Source organism: Pseudoalteromonas sp. SG44-5, from assembly GCF_014164175.1.
Classification (GTDB): Bacteria; Pseudomonadota; Gammaproteobacteria; order Enterobacterales; family Alteromonadaceae; genus Pseudoalteromonas; species Pseudoalteromonas nigrifaciens.
In genome coordinates, this window is the sequence record NZ_JACJES010000001.1 from 270,719 (window position 1) to 285,156 (window position 14,438).

13 protein-coding genes are annotated in these 14,438 nt (G+C 40.3%); 9 read left to right on the forward strand and 4 right to left on the reverse strand.

All coding sequences use genetic code 11. The features are described from left to right. Positions 1-422: 422 nt before the first annotated feature. Complete coding sequence (locus H5079_RS01325) at positions 423-1,370, reverse strand: sodium-dependent bicarbonate transport family permease (protein WP_182683254.1); 948 nt, start codon at positions 1,368-1,370, stop codon at positions 423-425. Between the two features lie 108 nt (positions 1,371-1,478). Between H5079_RS01325 and H5079_RS01330 the strand changes: the two genes are divergently transcribed. The 5 genes from H5079_RS01330 (at position 1,479) to H5079_RS01350 (ending at position 5,138) form a co-directional block, all read left to right on the forward strand. After that, positions 1,479-2,432, forward strand: a complete 954-nt coding sequence (locus H5079_RS01330; protein WP_089368156.1) for a LysR substrate-binding domain-containing protein — start codon at positions 1,479-1,481, stop codon at positions 2,430-2,432. A 228-nt stretch (positions 2,433-2,660) separates the two neighbouring features. Next, entirely contained in the window at positions 2,661-3,068 is a 408-nt protein-coding gene (locus H5079_RS01335) for a hypothetical protein (protein WP_086994199.1), read from the forward strand. Between the two features lie 87 nt (positions 3,069-3,155). After that, the gene (locus H5079_RS01340; RefSeq protein WP_182683255.1) at positions 3,156-3,659 is read left to right on the forward strand and encodes a DUF962 domain-containing protein; all 504 of its coding nucleotides are present in this window, start codon (positions 3,156-3,158) and stop codon (positions 3,657-3,659) included. A gap of 51 nt (positions 3,660-3,710) precedes the next feature. Further along, positions 3,711-4,502 carry an SDR family oxidoreductase gene (locus H5079_RS01345; protein WP_089368159.1) on the forward strand — a complete coding sequence of 264 codons (792 nt, stop codon included), beginning with the start codon at positions 3,711-3,713 and terminating at the stop codon, positions 4,500-4,502. Positions 4,503-4,544: 42 nt separating this feature from the next. After that, complete coding sequence (locus H5079_RS01350; RefSeq protein WP_182683338.1) at positions 4,545-5,138, forward strand: DUF2238 domain-containing protein; 594 nt, start codon at positions 4,545-4,547, stop codon at positions 5,136-5,138. Between the two features lie 28 nt (positions 5,139-5,166). Here H5079_RS01350 and H5079_RS01355 read toward each other — a convergent pair whose 3' ends face one another. Next, on the reverse strand, positions 5,167-5,340 hold the full coding sequence (locus tag H5079_RS01355) for a DUF6435 family protein (RefSeq protein ID WP_182683256.1): 174 nt from the start codon (positions 5,338-5,340) through the stop codon (positions 5,167-5,169). A gap of 227 nt (positions 5,341-5,567) precedes the next feature. Between H5079_RS01355 and H5079_RS01360 the strand changes: the two genes are divergently transcribed. The 3 genes from H5079_RS01360 (at position 5,568) to H5079_RS01370 (ending at position 8,886) form a co-directional block, all read left to right on the forward strand. Further along, complete coding sequence (locus H5079_RS01360) at positions 5,568-6,611, forward strand: flavin reductase family protein (protein ID WP_182683257.1); 1,044 nt, start codon at positions 5,568-5,570, stop codon at positions 6,609-6,611. Next, complete coding sequence (locus H5079_RS01365; protein ID WP_182683258.1) at positions 6,608-7,660, forward strand: acyl-CoA desaturase; 1,053 nt, start codon at positions 6,608-6,610, stop codon at positions 7,658-7,660. The genes H5079_RS01360 and H5079_RS01365 overlap by 4 nt, the downstream gene beginning before the upstream one ends. A gap of 224 nt (positions 7,661-7,884) precedes the next feature. Further along, positions 7,885-8,886 carry a branched-chain amino acid aminotransferase gene (locus H5079_RS01370; protein WP_254910712.1) on the forward strand — a complete coding sequence of 334 codons (1,002 nt, stop codon included), beginning with the start codon at positions 7,885-7,887 and terminating at the stop codon, positions 8,884-8,886. Between the two features lie 109 nt (positions 8,887-8,995). Here the strand turns inward: H5079_RS01370 and H5079_RS01375 are convergent, their stop codons facing one another. Both H5079_RS01375 and H5079_RS01380 read right to left on the reverse strand, forming a co-directional pair. Beyond that, the gene (locus H5079_RS01375) at positions 8,996-11,578 is read right to left on the reverse strand and encodes a TonB-dependent siderophore receptor (RefSeq protein WP_182683259.1); all 2,583 of its coding nucleotides are present in this window, start codon (positions 11,576-11,578) and stop codon (positions 8,996-8,998) included. Positions 11,579-11,794: 216 nt separating this feature from the next. Then, positions 11,795-12,103: a DUF962 domain-containing protein gene (locus H5079_RS01380; RefSeq protein ID WP_182683260.1), complete on the reverse strand. Its 309-nt coding sequence runs from the start codon at positions 12,101-12,103 to the stop codon at positions 11,795-11,797. Between the two features lie 158 nt (positions 12,104-12,261). Between H5079_RS01380 and H5079_RS01385 the strand changes: the two genes are divergently transcribed. Continuing rightward, positions 12,262-14,418, forward strand: coding sequence for a prolyl oligopeptidase family protein (locus H5079_RS01385; RefSeq protein ID WP_182683261.1), 2,157 nt, complete (start codon positions 12,262-12,264; stop codon positions 14,416-14,418). Positions 14,419-14,438: the final 20 nt, after the last annotated feature.

The window sequence follows — 14,438 nt, forward strand, 5'->3', positions numbered from 1 at the left end:
AGAATTATCCGATTTTAAGGTCATAAATAAACGCTGTTTACCGACTATGTTTTAGGGCGATTATTTAATGTTGGTTGATTTTGCGGCGAATGTAGGACTCTTTTGAAAGGAAGTAAAGTGATTTTTTATTAATCAATGAAAATAAATTTTTAAGTGCCCAATTACGTAAAATAAGCGCACAATTGCGACGTGTTTGTGTTTTAAACGTATTAAAATTGTATGGTTTTTGTTATTTTATTTGCTTGGTTTAATGCGATAAGAGCAATAAGTTTAAGCTATTGAGCAAACCATTAGTAAGTGTTTTTAAGTTATAAACAGTTGCGGCACAACAAATAAAAGTAACAGCCTTTAAAACGATTACTTTTATGTGTTGTAAACGAGCGGTTTTAATTTATGCAGCTGAGTTAAAACTAAACGTTTGATTACTGCATTAGCAGCGCTAATTGATGATACAAACCAATACCTATTAAAACATTAAACGGAAAGGTAATACCTAAAGAGCACAGCATAGCAAGGCCAATATTCGCTTCTGGAATAGCGGCTTTTATGGCTGCAGGCGCTGCAATGTATGAGGCACTGGCAACTAGGCTCCCTAAAACTACAATTGAACCCATTTCCAGGTGTAAAAGTGTACCGACTGCTACGCCAAGCGTGCCCAAAAATAAAGGGGTAATAATAGCAAATAAAGCTAACTTCCAATGATGCCAAGGCACAGGGCGCAAAGTTTGCGCTGCGGTTAAACCCATTTCAAGTAAAAATAATGCCAGTACAACCTTAAAGCCGTTAGTTAATAAGCTGGTAACTTGGCTACCTTGTTGCGTGCCATACATTATGCCAATAATTACACCGCCAACGAGTAAAATAACGCTTTTATTGGTTAGCGCTTCGTGCCAAACCGCTTTTAAAGACAGCTTTTTAGCTGGCGCACTTTCTTTATTAAATTTTCTATATATTAGCAGGCCAACAATAATGGCCGGCAGCTCTAGCATCACTAAATACAAAGTTACTTCAGCGCCTACAACCAAACTAGACGACTCTGCGTAGGCAATCGCAACAGCAAATGTACCCGCACTAACAGAGCCATAATGCGCCGCAATACTGGCACTATTAGCATGAGAAAGTGTAATAACGTACTTTAAAATAGGGTACAGCATTAAAGGAATAAGCCCCCCAAGCAGCATAATGGCCCCCATTTCAGGGAGTAGCTGCCAATTTAAATTACCGTGTAAAACCATACCGCCTTTTAAACCAATAGTAAGCATTAGCAGTAAGCTTAGGGTTTCGTAAGTGGCTTTGGGTATAGCAAGATCAGAGTGTATAAGTCCGGCGATTAAACCTAATATAAAAAACATAACAACAATATCGGGCACGGTGTTTCCTAGCTATAAAATTAAGTGGCGCTATTGTAGAGAAAACTTTGTATAGTAAATAATAAAATGAACAGTAGTTATATATAGATAACTATCTATGAGGTGGGTATGGATTTAAGGCATATATCGTTTAGATTACTAGAAGTATTTATGAGTGTAGTAAAAACCCGCTCGTTAAGTGAAACAGCAAGGCAGCTTTATTTAACGCAACCTACTGTTTCACTTCAAATAAAGCGCTTACAAGAAGAAATAGGAGAGCCACTAATAACTATGCAACAGCAAAAGTTACAGGTAACCGAGGCTGGCCTTGAGCTATTTAGAACCTGCAAGCAGGTGTTTGCTCATTTTGAAGATTACCAAGATTTTTTAGCCGAATTACGTGGAGGCGAGCGAGGCCGATGTAAAATTGCCATGGTAAATACGGCGCAATATATTTTACCTAAATTACTCGGCCCTTATAGTAATTTGCATCCGCATGTAGAGTTACCGCTTGAAATTGGCAATCGCGAAGAGGTATTAGCTCGCTTTGAGCGTGGAGAAGACGACATTTACGTTTTTAGCCACCCACCATCGTTAGAGCAAGCCCAAGCTGCTCGGTTTTTACATAATCCATTAGAATTTATAGTGCCTAATAATCATCCTCTATTGAATAAAAAAAACGTAACGTTGGCGGACTTAATGCCATATCGATTTTTACTGCGTGAAAATGGTTCTGCCACACGTATGCTATTTGAAAGTGAGCTACAAAGTAGGGGCTTAGTACTTAGCGACGGCGTTAAAATGGCGAGTAACGAAGCCATACGGGTTGCAGTGTCGTCGGGTATGGGTATTAGCTTGCTGTCGCATCATGTTTTACCAAAAGGTGATAATAGCTATACAAAACTGCATGTGATCGACACCGATATAGCCAGCCAATGGTACTTTGTAATGCGTACCGACAGACACATTTCGCACGCAGCGCGCAGCTTTTTAAAGTTTGCCCAAGCTAATTTAGAGCATTACCTCGATACAAAATGGGTGCGTAATGAACTCCATAGATTACATTTAGAACCTAAAACTTAAATTAAATAAGCAGTCGTTATGTTGCAATATAACTACTTATAATAGTTATATTGCTATCAATACATGGTTATAAAAACACCCATAATACTTAGCTCTAACTATTTATTATTTTGCTTTTATTTTAAATAAAGCTAAGTAAGGTTTAAGTTTAGATTTTGTTAGGGCTTTTTTACTTAGTTGGAACTAAAATTGCTGCATAGCTTGTAACGCAACAATGGATTTGAGCTAATGACAACAATAACGTTTAAAAATCAATACAGTAACTATAACTCCTCTAGTGTAACTAAAGCGGCAAGCCCAAGCGAAGTTGCGGCAATCAATCCCCCCATTGATGAAAAAGCAGGTGATGTTAAAGGCATAAACTCAGCCCCTAAAGAGCAATCATTTTTAGAAAAAGCTCAAGAAGCGCTTGTTTATCAGCGTTTAGGTGTAAATAAAGACAAAATAGACGAGCTAAAAGCGGCAATAGAGGAGCTGACTAAAGAGTTACAAGCGCAAGGCGCTGATCTTGATGTAATTGCAGATAAAATTAACGAACTTGAAAAAATGCTTGAGCAAGAATACCAACAAGGGCGCGATCGAATGGATATGAAACCTCAGCATGAGCCGGGAAAAATAATTTTTGCACTTATTTAATTTACATAATATTGAATAGTTTACATTGTTATTGTGCTTACTTTTGCTAAGGTAAAAACTTATAACAAAAATAAACAAGGATTACTAATGAAAACCCTGCAGCAGCAACTAGGTAACTACGGGCTTTATCACCGCTCAAAACGCAATGTACTCACCCACCTGTTAGGCATTCCGCTCATTGTATTTGCCGTATTGTGCTTATTGGCGCGCATTCAGATCCCGTTGGGAGGCCTTGTTATAGATGGCGGACAACTTATTGTATTTGTATCAGTTGTGTATTATTTAATGTTGAGTGTGTCGTTGGGTCTTATTATGGCTGTGCTATTAACTATATTACTTGTGGGTGCGCAACCTATTGTAGCCATGGCATTTACGCCTTGGTTAACGATTAGTGTAGGGCTGTTTGTGTTTGGTTGGATTTTACAGTTTGCTGGCCATTATTTTGAAGGTAAAAAACCCGCGTTTATAGATGATATATCGGGGCTTATTATTGGCCCTTTGTATGTAACTGCAGAGCTATTATTTATGTTGGGCTGCTATAAAAAGCTAGAGCAGCAAGTAACCGATATTGCCGGCCCAACTAAGCCATAAAAACAATAACTAACCTGCTGTAACTAAAGCATAAAAATACGGTAACAAAGTATGAATTATAATAATAAAACAGTGTGGATCACCGGTGCGTCATCGGGCATAGGTAAGGAGCTGGCAATACAGTTTGCAGAGCTAGGTGCTAGCGTTATTTTATCGGCGCGTAATGTTGAAAAACTGACAGCGCTTAAGGCTGAACTAAAAGGAGAAGGGCATTTAATATTGCCACTCGATTTAGCAAAGCCCGAAGAAGTATTAAGTAAAGTTACCGCGGCAATAAATGAGTTGCCCGCAATCGATATTTTAATTAATAACGGTGGCATATCGCAGCGTAGCTTATTTTTAGAAAACGACTTTAAAGTGTACCGCCAATTAATGGAGGTTAACTATTTTGGTTTAGTGGCATTAACTAAAGCGGTACTGCCCTCTATGGTTGCAAGAAAAAGTGGCTCGGTTGTAGCTATAAGTAGTGTGGCAGGAAAGGTAGGCTCTAAACTAAGAACCGGTTACTCAGGCACTAAATTTGCTGTGGTGGGGTTTATGGATTGCCTGCGCGCAGAAGTAAAAGAGCATAACATTCATTGTTTAACAATTTGCCCAGGTTTTATAAAAACCGCGATTGCGCACAACTCATTAAACCCGCAAGGTGTTGCACAAAATAAATCTGAGCAAGCTATAGAAAATGGCATGGATGTTAAAGTAGCCGCATCAAAAATGATTAACGCTATTAATAGCAAAAAAGATGAAGTGATTGTTGGCCAAGGCTTAAGTGGTTGGGCTCCTACCATTAAACGCTTTTTTCCGCGTTTATTTAACCGTTTAACAGCTAAAGTTAACTTTAAATAATACCAAAATTCAAGAAAGCTATAGTTGAGTATAAAAATGATAATAAAGTATATATGGCTCGGATTATTTTTTAGCGTGCTGATCTGGTCGGGCATAAACCCAAAAGATCAATTTACTTGGTTTTTAGAAGTGCTACCAGCCATTATTGGTGTGGTAATTATGCTTGGCACCTATAAACAATTTAAGTTAACCCCTATTTTATATTGGTTTATTTTAGCGCATTGTATTGTGTTGATGGTAGGCGGCCATTACACCTATGCTGAAGTACCGCTATTCGATAATTTATTTGGCAGTGGGCGAAATAACTACGACAAAGTAGGGCATTTTTTTCAGGGCTTTGTACCTGCATTATTAGCACGCGAAATTTTACTGCGTAAAAATGCAGTTAATGGCAAAGGGTGGCTCATTACGTTTATTATTTCGATATGCTTAGCCTTTAGTGCTTTTTATGAGCTACTAGAGTGGTGGGTGGCATTGTTGAGCGGCGAAAATGCCGAAGCGTTTTTAGGCACCCAAGGTTATATTTGGGATACCCAATCAGATATGGGATTAGCACTATTAGGTGCTATTTGCTCGCTGTTAGTACTTTCTAAAGTACACGACAAGCAGCTAAAACAGCCTAAAAACGATTTGTAATAATCTTTCTTCAACGCTAAGAAGTATATTACTTTTTAGCGTTTATTTTTTCTATTTCACTCCAAATTTTTTCGGCCTCGGCGCTTAACATAGCGTAGCTTTTAATATCGCCTTTACGCTGTGCCTGCATGCCTTGCTCTAATTTTGCGTCGTACTCTTTGCGTAGTTTTTTGCTTGGATCTGATTTAAATATCGAAAACATGCTTACTCTCTTAATTACTTTTAATGTATTTGCTTGATTGAGTATACATACGATGCCGCGTGGAAAATCGATTATTAAAGTATAAATTAGTCCTGCAGCTAAATATTGAATAATTACTCTAACAGGGTTGAAATCACAAATATTGAGCGTACACTTGTGCGCTGAAAGTTTGGGCGCACACGTGTAAGCCTAAAGTGTTTTGAATCGCAATAGAGAATTAAGTGCTTATGATCACGCAAATATTAGATCAATTTTCAAAATGGTTTTTACACCATCAAAGTTTTGCCAGTTATATAGAGCCAATTATGCAGATGTTTAAACCCGCATGGCGCGCAGGGCAATATAGAGCGCAAGTAGTTGCCGCAGTTACCCTTAATGGCAATTTTTTAAGTGTGCAACTTAAACCAAGTAAGCAATGGCCTAAGCATACTGCTGGGCAGCATATAAGTTTAACCCTTGAAATTAACGGGCGATTATTAACGCGTGTTTTTACTGTGGCTTCAAGCGCTCAGCAATTTAAAAATACAGGGTTAGTGCGTTTACTAATCAAAACAAATCCACAAGGGCGTTTTACAAGTTTACTAAATAACACCTTAAAAGCGGGTTTGTGGTGCAGTATTTCTGCGCCAAACGGCGACTTTGTATTTAAAAGCACACATACACCGGCCACTTTTATTGCTGGTGGGTCGGGCATTACCCCCATACTGGCTATGCTTGATGATTACCTAAGCCAAACCACGCAAAAGGTGTTGTTAGTGTATTACGCAAAAGTAACTGAGCATCAATGTGTTGATGAGTTGGGTGAACTGGCGGCGCAGTTTGCGCATTTTTCGTTTTTATTATTAACGCGCGAGCAATCAAGCGATATAACCTGCAATATTAAACCATGGGAAAACCCCGATATTTATTGCTGTGGTCCTGCAGCCTTTATGCAAACGGTGAGTGACTTTGCTAAAAAGCATGATTTAAATTATTACCAAGAGGCATTTGGTTTAGCGTTGCCGCGCTTAAAAGACGACAGCCAATTTAATGTAAAAATTAACAGTGGCGCGCATGTGGTATTGGGCAACGATGTTTTGCTAACTCAGTTTGAAGAAAAAAAGCTACCCGTTAAACGTGGTTGCGGCATTGGTATTTGCCATCAGTGCCAATGTATTAAAAAGTCGGGCGTGGTACGCAATTTAAAAACCGGTGAATTAAGTGATAGCGGCGAGCAGTTAATTCAACTTTGCGTAAGCCAAGCGGTAAGTGATTTGGAGCTACAATTATGAAAACCATTAACTTTGAGCAATTAGAAAAAGAATTAAATGCCATAAAAATGGACACCCTTGGCAAAGTAGGCCAGCAAGATGCTGATTATATTCGCGCTGTTGTACGTAAACAGCGAGTATGCGAATGGAGCGGGCGTATTTTACTTATGCTTGGTTTTATTGTGCCATTACTTTGGGTTGTAGGTGTGCTGTTACTCGCCCTTGCTAAAATTTTAGATAATATGGAAATTGGCCACAATGTAATGCATGGCCAGTACGATTGGATGAACGACAAGCAGCTTAATTCACAGCAATATGAATGGGACATAGCCTGCGATGGACAAAGTTGGCACCGAGTGCATAACTTTGAGCACCACACATACACCAATATTATAGGTAAAGACCGCGATTTTGGTTATGGCTTATTAAGGTTAAGTGACGATTTTAAATGGCGTTTAAAAAACACGTGGCAATTTATAACCTATTTAAATTTAAGTGTGCTGTTTCAATGGGGAGTGTCGTATCACGAACTGGCAGGCGAGCGCGTGTTTATAGGTAAAAAGAAGCCACACCGCGATGGTGCCGTATTGCATAGCACCTTAAAACAGCGCTTTTTTAGTAAAGGCGCGCGCCAATTAATTAAAGATTATGTGATATTTCCGTTACTTGCTGGGCCATTATTTTTGTGGGTATTAGCGGGTAACTTAGTAGCAAATTTAATTCGTAACTTATGGACGTCGACCATAATATTTTGTGGTCACTTTACTGAGCAAACCCATACTTTTAAAGAACAAGACTGTGTAAACGAAAGCCAAGGGCAGTGGTATTACCGCCAAGTATTGGGCTCGTCAAATATTAAAGGGCCGCGTTGGTTTCATGTATTAACCGGGCATTTGAGTTTTCAAATTGAGCATCACTTGTTTCCAGATATGCCTTCGTCGCGTTATCAAGAAGTGGCACCGCAAGTACAAGCAGTATTGCAAAAACAAGGCATTGCCTACAATACGGGAGGGTTTTTTAGTCAATATGCCTCGGTGTTAAAGCGTATATTTCGGTATTCTTTTAAATAATGATTAATAAAGTAGCTGTAACGGTAATGCCTGCATTAAATAATCGGTTAGCGTAAAGGCGTTAGCTGATTATTGCATTAAAGTGTTGCAAATGGCTTTTTTGATTAAATAACCACCACCACATGCAAAAAACTCTTCTAATTAATTTAAAAACAGGCTGTTTTGCTATGGTTAAGTAGTAGTTGGTTGTCATACAATGGAGAAAAATAGACCACACAAGAGAGATTAAAATGGCCGCATTTGGTACTGTGTTTATGCCGCAGATGATTCAAGCTCGTTTTTCTGATAATAAATGGAGCGAAAGCTCAATTGTCCCTTCTGATAAGCTTGAACTGCATCCTGGCGCTCACGTTTTACATTATTCAAGCACATGTTTTGAAGGCTTAAAAGCCTTTCGCCATGAAGATGGCTCAGTCTATATTTTTAGAATGGATGCAAACATTGCGCGCATGCAGCAGAGTTCTGAATTGCTTAGTTTACCAAGTGTTGATGGCGAGATGCTAAAAACCATGATTATTGATATTGTGCGCCAATACGCAGATGAAACGCCTTTACCACCGGGATCTATGTATATTCGCCCAACGCATATTGGTACTGAGGCCGCAATTGGTAAAGCCGCTGCGCCTTCAATGAGCTCATTGCTATATACCTTGTTATCGCCAGTAGGTGATTACTTTAGTGGCGGTGCAACGGCACTGCGCGTATTACTTGAAGAAGATGGTATGCGCTGTGCGCCGCACATGGGCATGATAAAAAGTGGTGGCAACTACGCCAGTGCACTAGGACCAATTTCAGCAGCACGTACTAAGCATCAGGCTGATCAAATTTTATTTTGTCCAGGCGGCGACGTACAAGAAACCGGTGCAGCTAACTTTATTTTAATTGATGGCAACGAAATTATTACTAAAGCGCTCGATAGCACGTTTTTACATGGCGTTACCCGTAATAGTATTTTAACCATAGCTAAAGACTTAGGTATGACGGTAAGCGAGCGCAACTTTAGCGTTACTGAGCTTTTAGAGCGCGCAGCTAAACCGGGCACTGAAGCAGCACTTTCGGGTACTGCGGCAGTATTAACACCAGTGGGCACATTTATTCATAATGATAAAGAATACCAAGTTGGTAACGGCGAAGCTGGCCCAACTACGGCGCGCCTGCGCCAAGCATTGAACGATATTCAATGGGGTAAAACTGCAGATACACACGGTTGGTTAACTAAAATTTAGTTTTTAATTTAACCCACTAAAAAGCCACCTAATTAACTTTAATTAGGTGGCTTTTGTATTTTTGCTATTTAATTAGCGCTTAGGTTAAATAGCTTTACACCTTAGCGGATTAAAATCTCATTTCTATTTTGCCGTAAACGTAGCGGCCATTAAAACCAAATGGCGAAAAGCTTGAGTACGAAAATAAGCGTGAGAATGTAGTTACGTCATCAACTAGGTCGCGGGTTGGATCTGGGTATACATCAAAAATATTATTAGCACCTAAGCTTACCGATACATTGTCAGTTACTGCGTAGGCTACATCTAAATCGGTGATCCATTTAGGTTTTAAAACTTCGTTACGCTGTGCAATATCCGATGGATCTTGGGTTTCGCCGTAGCGAGTATTTCGTAAGGTGGCGCGCCAATCATCCATAGTCCAAACCGCGCTTAAGTTATATTTATTACGCGGGGTACTTACTTCAAAGCGACGTAGTTCGTTACCAGAAAATAAGTTGTCTTGATCAAACCCAGCGCCTTGCAGCTCTGCAGGTGGGGCAATAATGTCTGTTACTTGGTTTTTGCCATAGTTAAAGCCTAAATTAAATGCTACATCGCCGTAGTTATCTGTAATTAGGTTATATGAAGCAACCACATCAACACCGCGAGTTTTACTATCAATAGCGTTTAAGAAAAATCGTCCTTGATTAGCCCCTGTACCTTCGAGTAAATCGGCAATAGCAGCGCCAGATAAGTTATTCGACAGTACAATACGGTCATCAATAAGTATTTGATAGTAATCTACCGATAAGCTGAAATTAAAGTCGGTTGACCAAGTAAAGCCTATTCCATAGTTGGTGGCTTCTTCGGCATCTAGACCAGGTGATCCGAGTGCTTTTGCAACGTTACTGCTGGGTGCAAAAGTACCGGTTTGTGTGGGTTCACCATCAACAAATACAGTAGCAACTGAAGTAAAATGTTGTTGCTGTAGCGAAGGCGCTCTAAAACCGGTTGATACTGAGGCGCGCAGCGCTAAATCTTCGGTTAGTGTATAACGTGTGGCAATTTTACCGTTTAAGGTATCACCAAAGTCAGAGTAATCTTCGTAACGCGCTGCAACGGTTAAGTTCCAGTTGTCGGTAATGTAGGCTTCTAAATCTACGTATAAGCTTACATTATGGCGGCTGTTATCGCTTGCCGATTCAGGGGTAAAACCAGGGAACACTTGCGAGCCTGCTGAACCAAATGGGCCGTTCACTGGATCGGTTACTGCACCACCAGGGCCAAATGTACCTTGGGCATAAGAGGCTTCTTCGCCTGCTTGAATTTCGTAGCCTTCGCGGCGGTACTCAGCACCTACAGCAATGTTTAAGCCGCTGGCTAAAAAGTCGACATCAACCTCGCGGCTAAAATCAACATTAAGCGTAAGTTGGTCGTAGGTAAGTGTACCGGCATCAAAACGTGTTTGGCTGCCTGGCCCATACGAGGTATTTACGCTATCTATTACACCAAATTCAAAGTCATCTAGCCCGTATACGGCAGATACATCGTAATTCCACTCACTCACAAAGCCTTTAACACCCAATGCGAGAGAAAAGTCATTTATATCAGAGGTGATAACCGGTAAAAAGCCGTCGGGGTAAATTTCGGTGACGTTACGATCATCTTGCGCGCGGCGGTAAAAACCTCCACCTTCGCCTTCACGTTTACTATAAGAGCCAAAAGAATACAGTTCAGCGTTATTTGTTAGCTCATATCCTGCGTTATAAAAAACAGAAAAGTCTTCTACATTACCATTACCAAAATTATGATTGTAGCGATCCCAGGTTAACTCGCGTGGATCGAGTGCGCCATTTACGGAGCCATCATCTAAACGAGCGTAGTTTTCACGTTGGTCGTAGTCAGAGCGATTGGTTGAATGACGATCGCGATATTCGGTAGATATATTTAAAAAACCGTTATCGCCTAGCTCAAATCCCATATTGCCTTGCAGTGTTAACGTTTGACCATCGGTTAATGAACGGTCGCTCCCTTCGTTAAAGGCTAAATTACCATTGGCATCTTCTGATACCGATTTAAGTTCAGGCACGCCATCCATTTCGGTCATGTTTGCGCCATATATAGCCGATACAGAACCGCCACTACTGGCACTTTTAAGTACAATATTAATAACACCGGCTATTGCGTCGGATCCATATTGTGCAGCAGCGCCATCACGCAGTACCTCAATTCGGGCAATAGCATTGGCCGGAATAGCATTTAAATCAACCGATGATGAGCCTCGACCCGTTGAGCCATTTAAATTAAGTAGCGCATTACTATGACGGCGCTTACCATTAACAAGGACTAAGGTATGATCGGGTGCTAAACCACGCAGTTGAGCTGGGCGTACATGGTCACTACCATCGGTAAGTGATGCTTGCGGAAAGTTAAAGCTAGGCAGTAAGCTACTAAGCAGGGCGTTGGTTTCGGTTTGGCCTGAGTTTTTAAGCGAATCGGCACCAATAATATCAATTGGAACTGGGCTGTCCTCTACAGTTCGGCCTAGTCGGCGCGAGCCAATAACACTAATTTTTTCAATATTTGCCTCGGCTTGGGTGTCTTGCTCAGCAGCAGATGCGTACATAGAGCCCAGTAATGCCGCCGATACGCTTAGCGCGCACACAGTGAGTGGCGTTGATTTTTGCAGTTTTAATAATAATTTATTATTCATGTTGATTCCCTCATTCAAAAACGCAGTAAATTAGTTCAGTTAAATTGCAGTAACAATTGAGCTAATTAAAATTACAGCTTTTAACATATACCCAAGCAGCAAAGGCAGTCAATTGAATAACATTCAATAAACATAATGTTTACTTGAAAGTGAGGGGTTAATGATAGAAATTTATTTTATTAGCTATAACTCACTACATTGTTTACTAGATATAACTCACCACTTTATTTTTCCAATGAGCATATCTTTAAACATAACCCAGTCGGCCCACAAACTGTAAAAAGGGTGCTTGAAGGTAGCGGGTCTGTTTTTTTCAAAAAAGAAATGCCCAACCCAGGCAAAACCATAGCCAATTACTGGTAACAACCACAATAAAGGGTATTGCGATTTAAGCACCGCTACGCCAATAACAAAAAGTACTAAAGTGCTGCCAATAAAGTGCAAGCGTCGGCACGTAATATTGCGATGCTCTGTTAAGTAGTAGGGGTAAAATGCTTTAAAGCTATTAAATTTAGGGCTGGGCATGTACTGCTCTTATTTATTAATGCTGTGTAATCTTATTAAAGCCTAAGTTTACACTTGTTTACAGCGACAAGTGGTATTGAACGTATCTAGGTAGACAAACTTGCTTAAAGTTAATAACTTAGGCCTACTATTAAAAATCAATAATAATGGAACGATAAATGTTTAAACAAACCCTAGCATGTGCTGTTCTTGTAGCACTTAGTGGCTGTTCAGAGCCAACAAATACCGCAACTAATAAAGAAGTTAAAGCACCTATGAGCCAAGCAAATTCAGTGAGCTACCCAGTAACTAAAAAGGGTGAGGTAGTAGATAGCTACTTTGGCGAAACACTGGCCGACCCATATCGCTGGTTAGAAGATGATATGAGCGCAGAGACTGCCAGCTGGGTTAAAGCACAAAACAAGGTAACCTTTTCGTATTTAGAGCAAATTCCTTATCGCGATAAGTTAAAGCAGCGTCTTGAAAAGTTAATGAACTACGAAAAAATAGGCGCTCCCTTTACCGAGGGCGATTACACCTACTTTTATAAAAACGATGGCCTGCAAAACCAGTATGTTTTATATCGCAGTAAAGAGGGTGGTGACGTTGAGGTGTTTTTAGATCCAAACACGTTTAGCGACGATGGCACTACGTCTATGTCGGGGTTGTCGTTTTCAAAAGATGGCTCATTACTCGCGTATCAAATATCGGAAGGCGGCAGTGATTGGCGCAAAATTATTATTATAGACACGCAAACTAAAGAGCAAGTGGAGCAGGCTTTAGTTGATGTGAAATTTAGTGGCATAGACTGGTTAGGCAACGAGGGTTTTTACTATTCTAGCTACGATAAACCTGAAGGCAGTGAGTTGTCGGCTAAAACCGATCAGCATAAAGTGTACTATCACACCTTAGGATCTGATCAAGCAACCGATAAGTTGGTATTTGGCGCAACCGATGAGCAAAAACATCGTTATGTAGGAGCAGATGTAACGCATGATGGCCGTTATTTACTTATTTCTGCCAGTACTTCTACTTCGGGTAATAAGCTATTTATTAAAGACTTAACTCAAAAAAATAGCGAGTTTGTGACTATTGTAGGAAACACTGACTCAGATACATCGGTTATTGATAACGAAGGTAGTAAGCTGTTTTTAGTGACTAACTTAAATGCCCCAAATCAAAAAGTAGTGACGGTAGATGCAGCGGATCCTGGCCCGCAAAACTGGCAAGACTTTATTCCCGAAACCAAAAATGTATTAAAACTTACTAAAGGCGGCGATACCTTTTTTGCAAATTACATGGTTGATGCTATTTCAAAAGTGAAACAGTACAACAAAAAGGGAGAGCTAATTCGCGATATTACCTTGCCGGGTGTGGGCACAGCGGGTGGCTTTAGTGGCAAAAAAGAGCAAACAACGCTGTATTACTCTTTTACCAATTACAAAACCCCAGGAACGACCTATACGTTTGATGTAACTACAGGGGAGTCGGGTGTTTATCGTAAATCTGGCGTTGATTTTAATAGTGACGATTACACCTCTGAGCAAGTGTTTTATAACTCAAAAGACGGCACTAAAGTACCTATGATAATTACCTACAAAAACGGTATAAAGTTAGATGGTTCAAACCCAACTATTTTATATGGTTATGGTGGTTTTAATATTAGCTTAACGCCAAGCTTTAGCCCAACCACTGCCGCTTGGCTTGAACAAGGCGGTGTGTATGCGGTCGCCAATATTCGCGGTGGTGGTGAGTACGGGAAAGAGTGGCACAATGCGGGCACTAAATTACAAAAACAAAATGTATTTGATGACTTTATTGCCGCAGCTGAGTATTTACAAAGCAAAAAGTACACATCTAAACAGCGCTTAGCTCTGCGTGGCGGCTCAAATGGTGGCTTATTGGTAGGCGCAGTTATGACCCAGCGACCTGATTTATTTCAAGTGGCGCTGCCGGCTGTAGGCGTACTCGATATGCTGCGTTACCATACATTTACTGCAGGCGCAGGCTGGGCGTACGATTATGGAACCAGTGAGCAAAGCAAAGAAATGTTTACTTACATAAAAAACTACTCACCGCTGCATAATGTAAAAGCGGGCATAGAATACCCTGCAACTATGATAACAACAGGGGATCATGACGATAGAGTAGTGCCTTCGCACTCATTTAAATTTGCTGCGCAGTTACAAGCTAAACAAGCGGGTACAAACCCTACGCTTATTCGTATTGAAACAAACGCCGGACATGGTGCAGGCACACCAACGAGTAAAATTATTGATTTGTACGCCGATATGTATGGCTTTACGCTTTATAACATGGGAGTTAAGTCTCTTTAATTACGACTTTTTCAAAGTGA